General features: G+C 66.5%; 12 protein-coding genes. 5 read left to right on the top strand and 7 right to left on the bottom strand.

The genetic code is table 11. From position 1 onward, the window contains the following. Positions 1-9: 9 nt before the first annotated feature. On the top strand, positions 10-681 hold the full coding sequence (locus NQ038_RS02960; protein ID WP_257047295.1) for a vitamin K epoxide reductase family protein: 672 nt from the start codon (positions 10-12) through the stop codon (positions 679-681). A gap of 33 nt (positions 682-714) precedes the next feature. Here NQ038_RS02960 and ndk read toward each other — a convergent pair whose 3' ends face one another. The 5 genes from ndk to NQ038_RS02935 form a co-directional block, all read right to left on the bottom strand. Further along, positions 715-1,128, bottom strand: coding sequence for a nucleoside-diphosphate kinase (ndk, locus tag NQ038_RS02955; RefSeq protein WP_257047293.1), 414 nt, complete (start codon positions 1,126-1,128; stop codon positions 715-717). 74 nt (positions 1,129-1,202) lie between these two features. Beyond that, a complete protein-coding gene (locus NQ038_RS02950; protein ID WP_257047292.1) occupies positions 1,203-1,649 on the bottom strand; it encodes a DUF4233 domain-containing protein in 447 nt (148 codons plus the stop codon). Further along, complete coding sequence (locus tag NQ038_RS02945; protein ID WP_257047291.1) at positions 1,646-3,037, bottom strand: folylpolyglutamate synthase/dihydrofolate synthase family protein; 1,392 nt, start codon at positions 3,035-3,037, stop codon at positions 1,646-1,648. Before NQ038_RS02945 ends, NQ038_RS02950 begins: the two co-directional genes overlap by 4 nt. Next, on the bottom strand, positions 3,030-6,314 hold the full coding sequence (gene ileS, locus NQ038_RS02940; RefSeq protein ID WP_257047290.1) for an isoleucine--tRNA ligase: 3,285 nt from the start codon (positions 6,312-6,314) through the stop codon (positions 3,030-3,032). Before ileS ends, NQ038_RS02945 begins: the two co-directional genes overlap by 8 nt. A 292-nt stretch (positions 6,315-6,606) precedes the next feature. Further along, positions 6,607-8,079: a helix-turn-helix domain-containing protein gene (locus NQ038_RS02935; RefSeq protein ID WP_257047289.1), complete on the bottom strand. Its 1,473-nt coding sequence runs from the start codon at positions 8,077-8,079 to the stop codon at positions 6,607-6,609. Between the two features lie 101 nt (positions 8,080-8,180). On the opposite strand from NQ038_RS02935, the gene NQ038_RS02930 reads away from it, so the two are divergent. Together NQ038_RS02930 and NQ038_RS02925 are read left to right on the top strand one after the other, a co-directional pair. Further along, on the top strand, positions 8,181-11,735 hold the full coding sequence (locus tag NQ038_RS02930; protein WP_257047288.1) for a bifunctional proline dehydrogenase/L-glutamate gamma-semialdehyde dehydrogenase: 3,555 nt from the start codon (positions 8,181-8,183) through the stop codon (positions 11,733-11,735). A gap of 133 nt (positions 11,736-11,868) precedes the next feature. Beyond that, a complete protein-coding gene (locus tag NQ038_RS02925; RefSeq protein ID WP_257047287.1) occupies positions 11,869-12,222 on the top strand; it encodes a DUF3817 domain-containing protein in 354 nt (117 codons plus the stop codon). On the opposite strand, the gene NQ038_RS02920 is transcribed toward NQ038_RS02925, so the two are convergent. Beyond that, positions 12,202-13,134, bottom strand: a complete 933-nt coding sequence (locus NQ038_RS02920; RefSeq protein WP_257047286.1) for a CPBP family intramembrane glutamic endopeptidase — start codon at positions 13,132-13,134, stop codon at positions 12,202-12,204. The genes NQ038_RS02925 and NQ038_RS02920 overlap by 21 nt on opposite strands. Before the next feature lie 158 nt (positions 13,135-13,292). Here NQ038_RS02920 and NQ038_RS02915 point away from each other — a divergent pair, with 158 nt between their 5' ends. Beyond that, positions 13,293-14,489 carry a histidine kinase gene (locus tag NQ038_RS02915; protein WP_257047285.1) on the top strand — a complete coding sequence of 399 codons (1,197 nt, stop codon included), beginning with the start codon at positions 13,293-13,295 and terminating at the stop codon, positions 14,487-14,489. After that, positions 14,486-15,181, top strand: a complete 696-nt coding sequence (locus tag NQ038_RS02910) for a response regulator transcription factor (RefSeq protein WP_257047284.1) — start codon at positions 14,486-14,488, stop codon at positions 15,179-15,181. The genes NQ038_RS02915 and NQ038_RS02910 overlap by 4 nt, the downstream gene beginning before the upstream one ends. Before the next feature lie 29 nt (positions 15,182-15,210). Here the strand turns inward: NQ038_RS02910 and NQ038_RS02905 are convergent, their stop codons facing one another. Continuing rightward, the gene (locus NQ038_RS02905) at positions 15,211-16,023 is read right to left on the bottom strand and encodes an SDR family oxidoreductase (protein WP_257047283.1); all 813 of its coding nucleotides are present in this window, start codon (positions 16,021-16,023) and stop codon (positions 15,211-15,213) included. Positions 16,024-16,153: the final 130 nt, after the last annotated feature.

Genomic DNA, 16,153 nt, shown 5'->3' with positions numbered 1-16,153 from the left:
AATGGGATGGTGAAAGACGAACCCGCGACATCTGCACCGGCCGCTGAACTCAGCGATGAAGAACTCGAGGAACTGATCCGTCCCAGGGCCTGGTTCCTGAACCAGCGGGCCATGGGCTGGTTCCTCATCGTCACCGCCATGATCGGTTTCTACTCCTCATTCGACCTGTCTGTGGAGAAGGTCAAGAAGCTCGAAGATCCCGGCCGTATCCTGTCCTGCGATTTCAATCCGTTCTTCTCGTGCGGCTCCGTGATGACCCATCCCGGCGCCCAGCTCTTCGGCTTCCCCAACCAGTTCCTGGGAATCGCAGCCTTCATCTTCCCGCTGCTGCTCGGAGTCCTGCTGGTATCCCGGACCGCACTGCCCTCCTGGGTGATGGTCGGGCTGAACATCGGGCTGTTGGGCGGAACGGCGCTGTGCACTTTCCTGTTCATCTACTCGATCTTCATCATCGGGGTGGGTTGCCCCTGGTGCATTGTCGTGTGGACCGTGACGATTCCCCTGTTCTGTGTGACCACCGGCTACAACACCCTGACGGGCGCCTTCGGCCAGGGCCTGCGCGACAGCCTGACCGCCCGCATGTTCGCCAAGCACTCCCTGGAGATCGGCGTTCTGTGGATGGTCGTCGTCTATGGACTCATCGTCGTGAAGTTCTGGCAGTTCTTCTCGAATCTGTTCTGATTGCCAACGGCCCCGGCCCTTCATTCTGTTCGCTCAGGCGAACCAGATCGCGATCTCACGTTCAGCGGCCTCTGGCGAGTCGGAACCGTGGACGATGTTCTGCTGCACGTTCAGGCCCCAGTCGCGGGCCAGATCGCCGCGGATCGTCCCGGGCGCTGCTGCCGTCGGATCGGTCGCCCCCGCCAACGAACGGAAACCGGGGATGACGCCCTCGCCTTCGGCGATGAGCGCGACCACGGGGCCCGAGCTCATGAACTCGACCAGCGGAGCGTAGAAGGGCTTGCCCTCGTGCTCGGCGTAGTGGGCGGCCAGTTGCTCGGAAGTCGCGGTGACCATGCGCAGATCTGCCAGGGTGTATCCCTTGGTTTCGATCCGGCGCAGGACCTCTCCGACCAGTCCGCGGCGGACGCCGTCGGGCTTGACGAGTACCAGGGTGCGTTCTGTCATGTGTTCTTTCCTTTACAGTCGTTTTACTCTGTTCGGGCAGCCGAAGGGGCAACCCGATTGTCCGTACGGGCCCTTCAGCCCTCCATATCAGCCGGCGGTTGGACGTACCCGTGTTCGGCGATCCAGGCGGTCGCCTCACGATCGATCCGTCTGCCCCAGTACACGGCCGTGCCCCACATGATCCCGAAGACCACCAGGACGACCAGCAGCCCGGGCATCACGATCGCCGACAGGCCGATGAGCACCTGTACGGCCCAGCCCAGCGCGATTCCGATCCCGGGTGCGCCCGCTTTCTTGGGCATGGTGATCATCGCCAGAATGCACACGACCGTGATGAGGACGGCCCCGCCGATGATCCAGCTCAGCGGCACCGGCCGCAGGCCATAGCCCACCAGGACCGCCAGGTAGAGCACCAGGACCTCGCTGACGAGCACGGTGCCCCCGAGCATCGGCAACTTGGATTTCAGCGGTTTGCGCAGCTTGCCACCCGTCGGCTGTGCGCCGTCTGCGGTGTCGCTCATACCTCGTCCGCCTTGCCCAGTAGGGTGCGTGCCTCCGCAACCGTGGCCAACGAGCCGGTGACCACGATGCCCGTGCCCGGTTCGGCGTCCGCCGCGACGATGTCGAGGGCGCGCATCAGTGCCTCATTCATGTTCCCCGCCACGACGATATCGTCCTCGTCCCACCATTCGGCGGCGAAGACGGCCAGTTCGTCCGCCGGCAGCGCCCGCGGATTCAGCGCCGCGGTGACGACGACGGTGTCGGCGAAGCGATGGACGTACTCCAGCACGCCATGGGGGTCCTTATCGGCGAACATCGCCACGACCGCCACCACCCGGCGGAAGTCGAAGGCCTCCTCCAGGGTTTCGGCCAGCACTGCGGCCGCCTGCGGATTATGAGCGCCGTCGACGATGATCGTCGGGTCCGCGCGCACCGTCTCGACTCGCCCCGGCGAGGTCACCTGGGCGAAGCCACGGCCCACCAGCTCGAGGTCCAGCGGCTGATCCACGGTGAGGAAGCGTTCGACGATCGCCAGGGCCACCGCCGCGTTCTCCGCCTGGTGTGCTCCGTGCAGGGGCAGGAAGATGTCCTCGTAGACGCCGTGGGTCGTGCGGATCGTGATGAGCTGGCCGTCCACGGCACGCTGCCTGTCGGCCAGTTCGAAATCCCGGCCCAACCAGGCCGATTCCACTCCGCGCTCGGAGACCTGGCGAGCCAGTTCCGCCGTGGCCTCCTCGTCCTGACGGCCGATCACCGCGACGGGCTCCGGCGCGGGACTCGGGTCGACGGTCCGGTCGAGGATCCCCGCCTTGGTCGCGGCGATCTCGGTGACGGTATCGCCCAGGAACTGCATATGGTCCAGTCCGATGGGCGTGAAACCGCAGACCTGTGCATCGGCGACGTTCGTCGAATCCCACTGGCCCCCCATCCCGACCTCGAGCACGTAGACGTCGACGGGGGTGTCGGCGAAGACGGCGAAGGCCAGGATCGTCAGTACCTCGAAATAGGTCAGCGGCGGGCGCGCGGCCTCGGCCAGTTCACCGTCGACGATGAGCAGGTAGGGCTCGACCTCGTCGTAGATCCGCACGAAGTCCGCGTCCGCCACGGGCGCGCCGTCCACGCTGATCCGTTCGGTCAGCTTGTGCAGGTGCGGGCTGGAGAACCGGCCCACGCGGATGTCGGCGGCGGCCAGCAGGGATTCGACCATGCGCACGGTCGTGGTCTTGCCGTTGGTGCCGGTGACGGTGATCGCCGGGGCCGCAGTGTGGATATCTCCCAGCAGCTCGCAGGCCCGCCGGGTCGCGTCCAGGCGCAGTTCGACCTGGGTCTCCCCCGCCCTGGCCTGCAGTGCGGTGAGCACCCGGACCAGCTCGGCCTCGCCGGGCTCATCCACGGAGTTCTCAGTCATTCTTCTCCACCTTGATCTGCACGCCGGAGGCCACGTCCTTGGCCTCGAACACACCGGTACCGGAGGGTTCCTCTGTGCTGGTCGTCAGCTCCACGGCCAGGGTCTCCTCGCGGATCAGCCCGGCGTGCGCCTCGACGGCCGCGCGGATCTGCGCCGGCCCGGACAGCACCACGCGGATCCGGTCTGAGACGTTGAGGTCCAACTGCTTGCGCACGTTCTGGATCGCCCGCACGGTATCGCGGGCCACGCCCTCGGCCTCGAGTTCCGGGGTCAGCTGCGTGTCCAGGGCGACGAAGCCCGAGTCGGTCGTGGCCATGACGGTACCCTCGGTGGCAGCCGAGGCGACGGACTCCAGGGTGTATTCGCCCTCGACCAGTTCGATCCCGCCGGAGGTCACGGTGCCATCCGCGGCGATCCGCCAGTCGCCGGTCTTCGAGCCCTTGATCGCGTGCTGGACGTTCTTGCCCAGTCGGGGGCCGGCGGCGCGGGCGTTGACTGTCAGCTTGGTCTCCAGGCTGAAACCGGCCTCGGCGGCCTGTTCGAGTGCCATCACCGTGACGTTCTTGAGGTTGAGCTCATCGGCGATGATCGTGGTGAAGTCGGCGCCCAGCTCCAGATCGCTGGCCACCGTCAGGGAGTTCAAGGGCAGGCGGACGCGCAGCTTCTGGGCCTTGCGCAGGCTCGAACCCACCGAGCACACGGAGCGGGTGGCGTCCATGGCTGCGACCAGGTCCTCATCGGGGGCGAACAGCTGCGCATCCGGGTAGTCGGTCAGGTGCACGGACTCGGCGCCGGTCAGACCCCGGTAGATCTCCTCTGTGACGAAGGGCAGCAGAGGTGCCGCCACCCGCAGGAAGGCCTCCAGGCAGGTGTAGAACACGTCGAAGGTCTCGTGCGTATCCGCGGTGCCGTCCCAGAACCGGCGACGGGACCGGCGGACATACCAGTTGGTGAGCATGTCGAGGTATTCGCGCAGCGTCTGGCAGGCGGCCCAGACGTCGTACACGTCCATCTGCGCTTGGAAGTCGACGATCAGATCGTGGGTCTTGGCCAGCAGGTAGCGGTCCAGCACCTGGCTGGACTCATGGCGTTCCTTCGCCTGGTAGCCCTTGCCGCCGCCGACCGCATCCGCGGTGTTGGCGTAAGTGGCGAAGAAGTGCCAGGCGTTCCACAGCGGCAGGATGACCTGGCGGACGCCGTCGCGGATCCCCTGTTCGGTCACGATCAGGTTGCCGCCGCGCAGGATCGGGCTGGACATGAGGAACCAGCGCATCGCATCGGAGCCGTCACGGTCCAGCACCTCGTTGACGTCCGGGTAGTTGCGCAGGCTCTTGGACATCTTCTGACCGTCGGAGCCCAGCACGATGCCATGGCAGATGACATCCTTGAACGCCGGCTTCTCGAACAGGGCCGCCGCCAGCACGTGGAGCATGTAGAACCAGCCACGGGTCTGGCCGATGTACTCGACGATGAAGTCCGCCGGGTAGTGGTCCTCGAACCACTCTTTGTTCTCGAACGGGTAGTGGACTTGGCCGTAGGGCATCGAACCGGAGTCGAACCAGACGTCGAGGACGTCTGGGACCCGGCGCATCATCGACTGCCCGGTCGGATCGTCGGGATTGGGACGGACCAGGTCGTCGATATAGGGCCGGTGTAGGTTCGGCTGGCCGTCAGGGCCGGTGGGGATCGTCCCGAAGTCGCGTTCGAGATCCGCGAAGGAGCCGTAGACGTCCAGCCGCGGGTAGCGCGGATCGTCGGACTTCCACACCGGCACGGGCGAGCCCCAGAAGCGGTTGCGGGTGATCGACCAGTCGCGTGCGCCTTCGAGCCATTTGCCGAACTGGCCGTGCTTGACGTTGTCGGGGACCCAGGTGATGTCCTCGTTCGTCTTCAGCATCGTGTCCTTGAACGCGGTGACACGCACGAACCAGGAGGACACGGCCCGGTAGATCAGGGGGTTGCGGCAGCGCCAGCAGTGTGGGTAGCTGTGCTCGTAGGTCTCATGGCGCAGCAGCACAGCGTGGCGCCCGGCCATCGGACCGGTGTGGTGTTTGAGGTCGGCGATGATCGGCTTATTGGCCTCGAACACCTGCAGCCCGGTGTAGTCGGCGACGGTGGAGTCGAACTTGCCGGCGTCGTCGACGGGGCGCGCGGCCTCGATCCCGTAGGTGTCGGTCAGCGCCTTGTCCTCTTCACCGAAGGCCGGTGACTGGTGGACGATACCGGTGCCGTCGTCGAGCGTGACGAAGTCGGCCGACAGGATGGTGTGCATGGCGGAGCCGTAGCGCTCCTGTTGTCCTTCGAAGTAGCCGAAGGGCGGCTCATAGGACTTCCCCAGCAGTTCGGTGCCCGTGTAATGCCGCAGCACGGTGGGCTCCTCGCCCAGTTCGCGAGCGTAGTGGCCCAGCCGGGCCTCCGCCAGGATGAAGGTCTTGCCGGCGAATTCCTCCGGGGCACCCTCGCCGGGCTTGACCGCAACGTAGTCGAATGCCGGGTTGACGGCCACCGCCTGGTTGCTGGGCACCGTCCACGGGGTGGTCGTCCAGATCAGGACGTATTCGTCGTCCCCATCGGGTCCCGGCTCGCTCAACTTGTAGCCGATAGTCACGGCGGGGTCCTGGCGCAGCTTGTAGACGTCGTCGTCCATCCGCAGTTCGTGGTTCGACAGCGGGGTCTCATCGGACCAGCAGTAGGGCAGGACGCGATAGCCCTCGTAGATGTAGCCCTTGTCGAACAGGGTCTTGAATACCCACAGAACGGATTCCATGAAGGTGGGGTTGAGCGTCTTATAGTCGTTCTCGAAGTCGACCCAGCGGCCCATCCGGTTGACGTAGGCCTGCCATTCGTCGGTGTAGCGCAACACGGAGGCGCGGGCCGCGGCGTTGAACTTCTCGACGCCCATCTCCAGGATCTCGTCCTTGGTCTTCAAGCCCAGCTGGCGCATCGCCTCGAGTTCGGCGGGCAGGCCGTGGGTGTCCCAGCCGAAGCGCCGTTCGACGCGCTTGCCGCGCATCGTCTGGTAGCGGGGCACGACGTCCTTGACATAGCTGGTCAGCAGGTGGCCGTAGTGGGGCAGGCCGTTGGCGAAGGGCGGACCATCGTAGAAGACGAATTCGTTTTCCCCGTGGTCGCCGGCATCACGCTGGGCGATGGACTTCTTGAAGGTGTCCTCGGCCTTCCAGTAGTCCAGGATGCCCTCTTCCAGCTTGGGGAAGTCGGGGCTGGCTGCCAGGCCGAAGGCCGAAGTGCCGGCCTTGGGATAGTTGGTCTCAGTCATGAGCGTCCTTTGAGTTTGCGGGGCGACCGGGGCCGCCCCGTTTACGGTTATACCGTGCGAGGACGACATTGCTGCCGCGGTACCACCCCGCTTATCCGCCCCCGGACCCCATGGGGCACGCGCACGGATCGCTCAACAGGCTGTCACGGGCCCACCCGTCCGGTTCTACTGGGCAGGCGGCTCATTCGAGTCATCGACCCGCCCGGGATCCGCCCACCGTTCTTCCGAATGCTCCCCGGTGATGGCCGGATCACTGCACTCCTACTCTACTCCACTCATTCAAGTACCCGTCTCAATCACCCAGCAGTTCCTCCCAGCGGCCGGCGTCGAAACGTCTGGCCTGCGCCGTGCCCGACATGTGCCTGACCGCATTGTCGATCTTCGCCCGCCAGGCGGCGACGGCCGCGGCCGGGTCGCCGGCGCGCAGCGCGGTCAGTATCCGGGTGTCGTCGTATGCGATGCGTGCGGCCGCCGCCGCATAGTTCATCTTCAGGATCGCGATGAACACGTGCAGCCGCAGGCTGATGGCCGCGAAGGCCGCTCCGGTGTGGCCCAAACCCGCGGCCCGGGCACAGGCGGATTGAAAGGCCAGATCTGCACCGGCCACATGGTCCGGCCGGGACAGCGCCAGATGCCTCACCCGACCCAGCTCCGCTTCCAGCACTGCCAGGCTCCGCCCCTGCTCGGCGACCGACCGCGACCCGGTGTGCAGACCGGCGGCCAGGGCACGCAGCAGTACTGCACCCAGTTCGCGGCGGGCCGCATAAAGGTCAAGCACCTCCGCCGAGGTGACGGCGGGCAGGCGGACTCCGGCCGCGGTCTCCCGCACGATGGATTCGGCGCCCAGTTCAGTGATCGCCGCGGCCAGCTCCGCCCGACCCAGCCCCGTCAGCGACCGGAGCCGGGACCTGCCGATCAGGTCCCCGGCCTCCAGCCCGGCGTCGCGGATCTCGCGTTCCAGGGCTCGCACCAGGACCTGGGTCCGGGGCTGTCCGGCCACACCTTCTGAGTCTGAAATAGCGACTCCGGAAGTGGTGGGTGCCGCCGAGGCCGGTTCCACCGAGTCGGCCCGCCAGACGAAGACGCCGCGCGTCGACCTGCTGCCGCGGGCCACGGAGTTGAACAGGGCGGCCGGAATATGCCCGCATCGTCCCAGTTCCCCGGCCCAGGCCACGACCTCCACCCACGGCGCGCCCCGGTGCAGCAATACGGCGCCCAGCCCGCTTCGCATTCGGGCCAGGTGCGCAGCGGAATCCGGGGCCTCGGCCAGGGGCTCGAAGGCCAGCGCCACGCGTGGTCCGCGCACGCTGACCCCGACCAGTGCCGTGGCCCCGGAGCCGCCGTTGTTCTTACCGGCCCCTTGCAGGACCGACGAAGCAGCAGGAGCAGTGGTCGGCGCGAGGACGGCCCGGCCGGGCACAGCGGAGACGGGCACTCGGCAGGGATCCAGGTCCCGCATGGCCCGGCTGACTGCGGATTGGGAGGCTCCGATGCGGTGAGCCAGAGCCCTGGTCGAATACCCGGGCCCCAGCAGCCCGGAGCCCGCCCGCACCAGTTCGGCCATGACCAGGGCCCGGATCTCCGCGCGTTCGGCCGAACGACCAGCCCGTGGCGCGTCGGCCAGGGGCCCGCCGTCCCGGCTGCGCGCCACCCATCTCCGCACGGTCGGAGGCGACACGCCGAAGGCGGCGGCGACCTCGGCCACGTCCGCGCCACCGGTCACCGCCTCGACCAGCGCCGCGCGCTGCATCGTGTCCAATCGCACCCGTGGCCTCCTCCCCCGAAAACGTTGCTTCCGACTCATTATGCCCGGTCGCGGGCCCGCATATCTGGCGTGATGGAACAGACAATTCCAGACTGGAGGACATGACCCATACCACTGAAACCACCCCCGCGGATCCGACCACGGCGTTGGCGGACCTGTCCGCTGCTGCGATCGCCCGCGTCCGCCGTTGGCTGCGCATGTCTTCTGCACAGGCGCAGCCCGATCCTGCAGCCGCCCGCCTGGCCGCCGTGCTCCAAGACCCCACCGGGCTCGACTTCACAGTCGGCTTCGTCGACCGGGTCATCCGCACCGAGGACTCCAGGGCGGCGGGCAGAGCACTCAAAGAGGTCGCCGCACTGGCCCCGGCGTCCCTGCCCGCGCTGGACCGCGCGCAGATCAGGGCCGGTGCCGCACTGGCCGAGATCGCCCCCGATGTGGTCGTGCCGATCGCCCGGAACCGACTGCGCTCAATGGTCGAGCACATGGTCGTCGACGCCCGCGAGCGCCAGTTGGGCCGTGCGCTGGCGAAGATCCACGAACAGGGCCACCGGCTCAATATCAACCTCTTGGGCGAGGCCGTCCTGGGCGAGGACGAGGCCGATCATCATTTGGCCGAAACACACCGGCTGGTGGCACGCGAGGATGTCGACTATGTCTCGATCAAGGTCTCCTCGATCGCCTCGCAGCTGAACATGTGGGCCTATGACGACACCATCGAATACGTACTGGACCGCCTGCGTCCCCTGTACCGCGAGGCAGCGGCCGCACCCGCCGGCAAGAAGTTCATCAACCTGGACATGGAGGAATACCGTGACCTGGAACTGACCATCGCGGTGTTCACCCGCCTGCTCGACGAGCCGGAGCTCAAGCAGCTGGAAGCAGGCATCGTGCTGCAGGCCTATCTACCGGACGCTCTGGGCGCGATGCAGCGTCTCAGCGACTTTGCCTCCAAACGCGTGGCCGCAGGCGGCGCCGGCATCAAGGTCCGCCTGGTCAAGGGGGCGAACCTGGCAATGGAGCGGGTCGCCGCTGAAACACACGATTGGCCTCTGACGACGAATCCGTCCAAGCAGGCAACCGATGCGAACTACAAGCGGGTGCTGTACTGGCTGTTCACCCGTGAACGGATGGCGGGCCTGCGGATCGGGGTGGCAGGACACAATCTGTTCGATATCGCCTTCGCCCATGAGCTGTCCCTGGCTCGCGGGGTGGCCGATCGGGTGGAGTTCGAGATGCTCCAGGGAATGGCGCGGGAACAGTCCGATGTGGTCTCCCAGGACGTTGGGCAGCTACTGCTGTACGTACCGGCGGTCAAGCCGGCGGAGTTCGATGTGGCGATCTCCTATCTGGTGCGCAGACTGGAAGAGAATTCGGCTAGCGAGAACTTCATGTCGGGGATCTTCGAACTGGCCAACGGCAACGAGATGTTCGACCGCGAGTGTACGCGGTTCCGCTCCGCGGTGGACGATCTGGCCACTCTGCTCGATGCGCATGGAGAGACTGCACCGCCGGCCAATCGCCAGCAGGATCGCTCTGCCGAGGCCGCTGCTGGGCCGCGCGAGCTGTCGGCCCAGGAGGTCGAATCGCGCCTGGCCGACTTCGTCAACGAGCCGGACACGGACCCATCCCTGCCCGCCAACCAGAGGTGGACCGCTGAGGCGATCGCGTCCTCGGCGGCTCAGGACTTCGCTCCTGCGGGTGCAACCGCCACGCCGTTGGCCTCCTCGGCCGATGTGGACGAACTCGTCGGGCGGGGCCGCGCCGCCGCCGCCGATTGGTCCGCTCTGGGTGCCCGTGGGCGTGGCGAAGTGTTGCTGCGCGCCGCCGAGGTGTTCGGCGCGCGCCGTGGCGAGTTCTTGGCCGTCATGGCCGCCGAGGCCGGGAAGACTCCCGCGCAGGCCGACCCGGAGGTATCCGAGGCCATCGACTTCATCCGCTACTACGCACACCGCGCGGTGGAGTTGGAGGAGTTGCAGGCCCGCGACGGCGTGACCTTCGCCCCCGACCGGCTGGTGCTGGTGACTCCCCCGTGGAACTTCCCTGTGGCCATCCCGACAGGGTCAACGGTGGCGGCGTTGGCAGTGGGTGCCGCGGCCGTGCACAAGCCGTCCATGCCCACACCGCGGTGTTCGGCGCTCATCATCGAGTGCCTGCACCAGGCCGGCGTGCCGACCGACGTGCTGCAGCTGGTGGCCCCGGTCGAAGGTGAGATCGGCCAGGCACTGGTGGCCCACCCTGGCGTGGACCGTGTGATCCTGACCGGTGCCAGCGACACCGCAGCCCTGTTCCGCTCCTTCAACCCGGAACTGGCCATCAATGCGGAGACCAGCGGCAAGAACGCGCTCATCGTCACTCCATCGGCCGACCGCGACCTGGCTGTGGCGGACCTGGTGACATCCGCTTTCGGGCACGCCGGACAGAAGTGTTCCGCGGCCTCACTGGCCATCATGGTGGGCCCGGTCTACAAGTCCGAGCGCTTCCGTCGGCAGCTGGTGGACGCAGTGTCGTCACTCGTCGTGGATTACCCTGCGGACCTGCGAAGCGTTGTGGGACCGCTGACGGAGGATCCGTCGGACAAGTTGCGCCGCGCGCTGACCGCGCTGGAGCCCGGCGAATCCTGGCTGGTGGAGCCCAAACAGCTCGACGACACGGGCCGGTTGTGGTCCCCCGGTGTCAAGGACGGGGTCAAGCCCGGGTCCTTCTTCCACCTCACCGAGTGCTTCGGCCCGGTGCTGGGGCTCATGGATGCGCGCAGCCTGGATGAGGCGATCGAATTGCAGAACGCGGTGGACTACGGGCTGACCGCCGGTATCCACTCGCTGGACACCTCCGAGGTGGGCACCTGGCTGGACCGGGTGCAGGCCGGCAACCTGTACGTCAACCGCGGGATCACCGGCGCGATCGTGCGCCGCCAGCCCTTCGGCGGCTGGAAGAAGTCCTCGGTGGGTCTGGGTTCGAAGGCCGGCGGGCCGAACTACCTCATGTTGTTCGGGTCCTGGGCCGATGGGGAGTCCGGCGCGCAGGATTCGGCCGGCCAGACCGCTTCCTGGCTGGCCGCGGCTGCAGCGTCCGATTGCGACGCGTGGGTAACTGAGTTCGGCGTTGGCCACGACCCGACGGGTCTGAGGTCGGAGGCCAACCTGTTCCGCTATGTGCCGCGTGCCGTCACGCTGCGGGTGGGCGCGGACGCGAGCGCCGCGGCTGTGGCCCGGTCGGTGCATGCCGGCGGCGTCGCAGGGGCACCCGTGGGCGTCGTTGCCGATCCGGCCGCCAAGGAGGTGGTCGCCGCGGCGGCCGAGTTGCTCAAGGGTGAAGGCCTGGCCGGCGAGGCCGCTCGGGCCGCCGCTGCCATGCTTGGCTCCGCTCGTTTCCAGGGCGCCGAGGAGTTCGCCAAGGCGCTCGTGGCCGGTACCTATGACGACACAGTCGGTGCCCGGGTGCGCGTGCTGGGTAGGGTCGAGCCCGGCCTGTACGAGGCCGTTACCGGCCGTCCCGAGGTCGCACTGATCACCGATGACGCGACGGTATCCGGCCGGGTGGAGTTGAGGTACTACCTGAGTGAGCAGGCGATCTCCATGACCCTGCACCGCTTCGGCAATCCCAGCCCGGACTTCCACCGGCTGGCCGATGCCCTCTCGCCGAACCGCCGCAAATGATCGATTCGGCCGCGCTGAGTCGAAAGTCTGTGATGGCTCGGCGCGGCGGTCCTATAGGGTAGGTATGCCTGCCTTCTCGGCACTGCCGGGTCGACCCGGCAGACCCATCGAACGACCTACCGAGGATTGACGCATGTCCGCCAGTACCCCGTCCCCCACCACCGCCATCGCACCTGCCGGTTCGGCCTTCCGACTGCTGTTCCGTTCGGCCGCCATCATCGAAGCCTGCACCTGGGTGGGCATGATCACCGCCCTCATCGTGAAGTATCCGCTGGCCGGCAGCCCGATGGGAGTGACGGTGTTCGGGTGGATTCACGGAATCGCCTGGATCCTCTTCGTCCTGGCGTGCCTGGCCGCGGCAGTGCGCTTCCGCTGGACCTGGTGGGCATTGCCGCTGGGACTGGTCATGTCCGTGCTGCCGTTCCTCACGGTGCCCTTCGACATCTGGATGGAGCGCACGGGCCGGCTATCGACCCGCCGCAACTGAGTATTTCTCCGCACGGCCACCCACTCGCAACAGCAGCAGACCAACGCCGATGGTCACGATGAGCGAGACGCCAAGGCCCACGAGTGACTCCGACTCCGCATTCATGTCAGCAAGGCCTACCGCACCCAGGGCGAATATCGTTACGTTGTTCACAACATGTAAGGCGATTCCCGCTTCAATCCCTCCGGTCCGATAGGCCAGTACCCCGGTCACAACGGCGAATACGGCCACGTCGACCAGGCCGGTCCAATCATAGGTATGGCCCAGCACGAAAATGGGTACCGGCAACAGAATCGCCCAAGCCGGGTGCCGCAGCCAGGAGCCGATGATCTGGGCTAAGAAACCGCGAAACAGGTATTCCTCCGCCGCGGCCTGGAGGGGAACCAGCACGATGATCACAACCAACAACACGACAGCGTGCGCGTCAAACATGATCTGTGGACCCCGGCCGGCCAGCAAGGCATAGGCCAGAAGCACCGGCACAATGACGGCCGCAGCGATGCATAAGGATACCCAGACCCGCCGCCACCGCAGCCGGCCGGCCACCGATGACAGTTGTCCCGCCGGACGCCGCCAGGCAATCCGGGTGGCCACGAGGCAACACGGCAAGAACATGAAAAGCGAGAGACACAAGAGCAACAGCGTCAGCGGGTTGCCCATGTCTTCAAGGTCCGAGTCTGCGCCGAAATCGATGCCGACGGCGCTGGCGAACTCCGTAAGCGAACCGGCCAGCGAAGTCTGGCACAGCAGCTCCCAACCGACCATTCCGAGAAGAATGACGACCAGCAGGGCAACTCCCATGCCGAAGTACAAGCCGACCGCAGTTGCCAGGGCCACGAGTGGGCGCCACCAGCGGTAGTTGGGTTGGTCGTGTGCTATTCGATGATAGGCCGTCTGTGTTCGAGCGTTCATGCCTACCACTCCACACCGTCTGCGCCATAACAACATCGGCCGCCCGGCCCATTCGTCCATGGCACATCTCACGTCACGGGTCATACTTATGGCCGAGGTCCGTCCCCTGACGACTGCTTATGATCGAAGGTATGCACTCACGGTGGCTCAGAATCAGCGTGACGACGGTGGCGTGTTTCCTCATCGGGTTCTGCCTGTTCATCACGAACGTGTATCTGGCTACCGACGGCGACCCCGCAGGGTTGAGTCCGGCGGCCGAGCGGCGAATCGGAGCCCTGACTGCTGTGGACTTCTGGTCCGGTCTGCTCGCCCTCATCGCGCTCCCCGTTGCACTGTATTGCCTGGACCACATTCGCCATCGCCTGGGTGCCGTCTTCATCATCCTCGTCAGCGTGTTGGCGATCGCGTCCACCTGGGCATTCCCCGGCGCGGTCGTCGCACTGCTCACCGCATACTCCCGCGGGCGCACGCCCACGGCCACGGTGGGTACTGTGGTGCTGGCCGCCGGGGGTGTCGCGTGGCCGGTCCTGACCGGAACGGCCAATGGCGCTTCCCCCGTGTCACTTGCCGCAGTCAACATGGGATTCGCGATCGTATTGTGCGCGGCCGGATTACTATCGGCCCGGCGGCGCAATACGCGCCAAAGTGTGCAGCGCCTTGCCTCTCTCAACCGGGAACAAGCCGCACGACTGGCTGAAAAGGCCCGACGGGTCGAGCGTGCGCGAATCGCGCGTGAGCTGCACGATTCCATCGCCCATCGTCTGAGCCTCATCAGCGTTCATGCAGGCGTTCTGGAGGTCAGTCCCCAAGCCGCCCCGAGCCTCATCCGGCAGGAGTCAGCTCTGATCGGCTCGACCGCGCGTCAGGCCGTGGACGACTTACACACTGTGCTGACGGTCCTGCGTGAGGACTCGGGCATGCCCGGCCCGGCAGCATTGACACTCGTGTCCGAATACCTGAGCCAGGCCAGAGTCAGCGGCCAACGCGTTGCCTGCAACCTCAGCGACGAGGACTTCGACCGCCTGTTGGCCAGCCTGCCGGTGGTAGTCGCACAGACGGCCTGCCGCATCGTCCAGGAATCGCTGACCAACGCGCGCAAGCATGCGCCCGGCCAGGAGGTATCCATCGCTGTGGGCAGGACACGCCGCGCGATCACACTGAAAATTTCTAACCGTGCACCCGCCGCAGGTGAAGCCGCGGCCGGAGCCGCCGAAGGCACACGGCGTGGTTACGGACTGGTCGGACTACACGAACGAGCCATGCTACTAGGAGGCCGGCTCATAACTACCGGGCCCACACCCGGCCACCCATATTTCGCCTTGAAAGCCAGGCTTCCCCTGGAGGTGACGCTTTGAGCACGCGCGTATTGGTCGTCGACGACGAAGAGCTGATCCGCACCGGAATCACGCTGGTGCTGAGCAGCAGTCCACTCATCGACGTCGTCGGCCAGGCCACCAATGGTGCCGAGGCAGTCGAACTCGCCCAGACACTGCGCCCCGATGTCATCCTCATGGACATCCGCATGCCGGTTATGGACGGGATCACCGCCGCCCGGCAGATCCGCAGCGGCGCCACCCACACAGATAGCCCGGATGGCCCCGCGGTCCTGGTCCTCACCGCGTTCGACACTGAGAACTACGTCATCGAGGCAATCGCGGCCGGCGCGACAGGCTTTCTTCTCAAGGCATCGCCGCCAGCCCGCCTCATCGCCGCCGTCACATCGGCCGATGAGGGAAATGCGCCGTTAGATGCGGGCGTGCTCCGGCGGCTGGTCCGAACTACGCCACCCGACCAGCCCGCGCAGCAGCAAACAACACAGTCGACGGTCCATTCAATCTCGGAGATGAAACTCGCAACTCTGAGCGAGCGCGAGTTGGAAATCGCCAGGCTCATCGCCGAGGGTCTGTCGAATGCCGAAATTCAGAAACGGCTGTTCATCTCTCTGGCCACCACGAAGACTCACGTCACCCATATTTTCGAAAAGCTTGGAGTCGACAACCGCGTGCGGGTCGCGGTTGTCGTCCTCCAGGCGGACGTGGAGGGTTGAAGGCCCAAGTCCTACCCATCCCTCGTCGCTTACAACCCCTGGTTGCGGGCGACCTTGTGCTGGGCGGCCTGGGCGATCGGACGGATCACCATGCGGTCGACGTTGAAGTGGTGCGGCCGGGTCAGCGTGTAGACGATCGCATCGGCGCAGTCATCGGAGGTCAACGGCTTCTCCACCCCCGCATACACCTTGTCCGCGGCCTCCTGCGAGCCCAGGCGCTTGGCGGAGAACTCCTCAGTCGCAACCATCCCCGGGTCGATCTCGATGACGCGCACGGGTTTGCCCGCCAGCTCCAAGCGCAGGGTTTCGGCGATCGCAGTGGTGCCGTGCTTGGCGGCGGTGTATCCACCGCCGCCTTCGTAGACGATCAGGCCGGCGGTCGAGGACATGACGACGATGTCCCCGCGGCCGGATTCGATCAGGGCAGGCAGCAGCGCCTTGACGGTGCGGACGGTGCCCATCACGTTCAGGTCGAGCATCCGCTGCCAGTCGTCCAGGTTCGCATCGATGATGTCGTCCTGGCCGAAGGCCGCGCCGGCATTGGCCACCAGGGAATTCACCGGTCCGGCTGCCGTGACCTCCGCTGCCATCCGGGCCATGTCCTCGTCACTGGTGACATCGGCGGTGATCGGATGGCAGCCGGTCTCAGCGGCCAGTTCCGCCAGGCGGTCGGCGCGCCGGGCCACGGCGAATACGTCCCAGCCCAGTGCGCACAGCCGGCGCACCGTTGCCGCGCCCATCCCCGAGCTGGCGCCGGTGACCACCGCGCGCAGGGTCTCGGCACCGCGCTCGGCGCCGGCGTCCTGGCCCGTGGTCTGCTGTCCGTGGATCTGCTCCGTCATCTGTGAGTCCCCTCTCCGTAGTGTTTCGGTCCGGCCGGTGGCGCTCGCATTCGCACCGCCGGGTCTGTGATTCTCGTCCCACCCTACTGGTTCCCCTACCGTCTCCGACCGGGTGCACGCCGGTAGGATT

Source organism: Brevibacterium sp. 50QC2O2 (genome assembly GCF_024580675.1).
Classification (GTDB): Bacteria; Actinomycetota; Actinomycetes; order Actinomycetales; family Brevibacteriaceae; genus Brevibacterium; species Brevibacterium moorei.
Note: the sequence above shows the minus strand (reverse complement) of the source record. Positions and strands in the feature narration are given on the sequence as shown.

Coding starts and splice junctions, on each gene's coding strand:
- ndk (WP_257047293.1), bottom strand. CDS start 1,128: ATGACAGAACGCACCCTGGTACTCGTCAAGCCCGACGGCGTCCGCCGC.
- NQ038_RS02950 (WP_257047292.1), bottom strand. CDS start 1,649: ATGAGCGACACCGCAGACGGCGCACAGCCGACGGGTGGCAAGCTGCGC.
- NQ038_RS02945 (WP_257047291.1), bottom strand. CDS start 3,037: ATGACTGAGAACTCCGTGGATGAGCCCGGCGAGGCCGAGCTGGTCCGG.
- ileS (WP_257047290.1), bottom strand. CDS start 6,314: ATGACTGAGACCAACTATCCCAAGGCCGGCACTTCGGCCTTCGGCCTG.
- NQ038_RS02930 (WP_257047288.1), top strand. CDS start 8,181: ATGACCCATACCACTGAAACCACCCCCGCGGATCCGACCACGGCGTTG.
- NQ038_RS02925 (WP_257047287.1), top strand. CDS start 11,869: ATGTCCGCCAGTACCCCGTCCCCCACCACCGCCATCGCACCTGCCGGT.
- NQ038_RS02920 (WP_257047286.1), bottom strand. CDS start 13,134: ATGAACGCTCGAACACAGACGGCCTATCATCGAATAGCACACGACCAA.
- NQ038_RS02905 (WP_257047283.1), bottom strand. CDS start 16,023: ATGACGGAGCAGATCCACGGACAGCAGACCACGGGCCAGGACGCCGGC.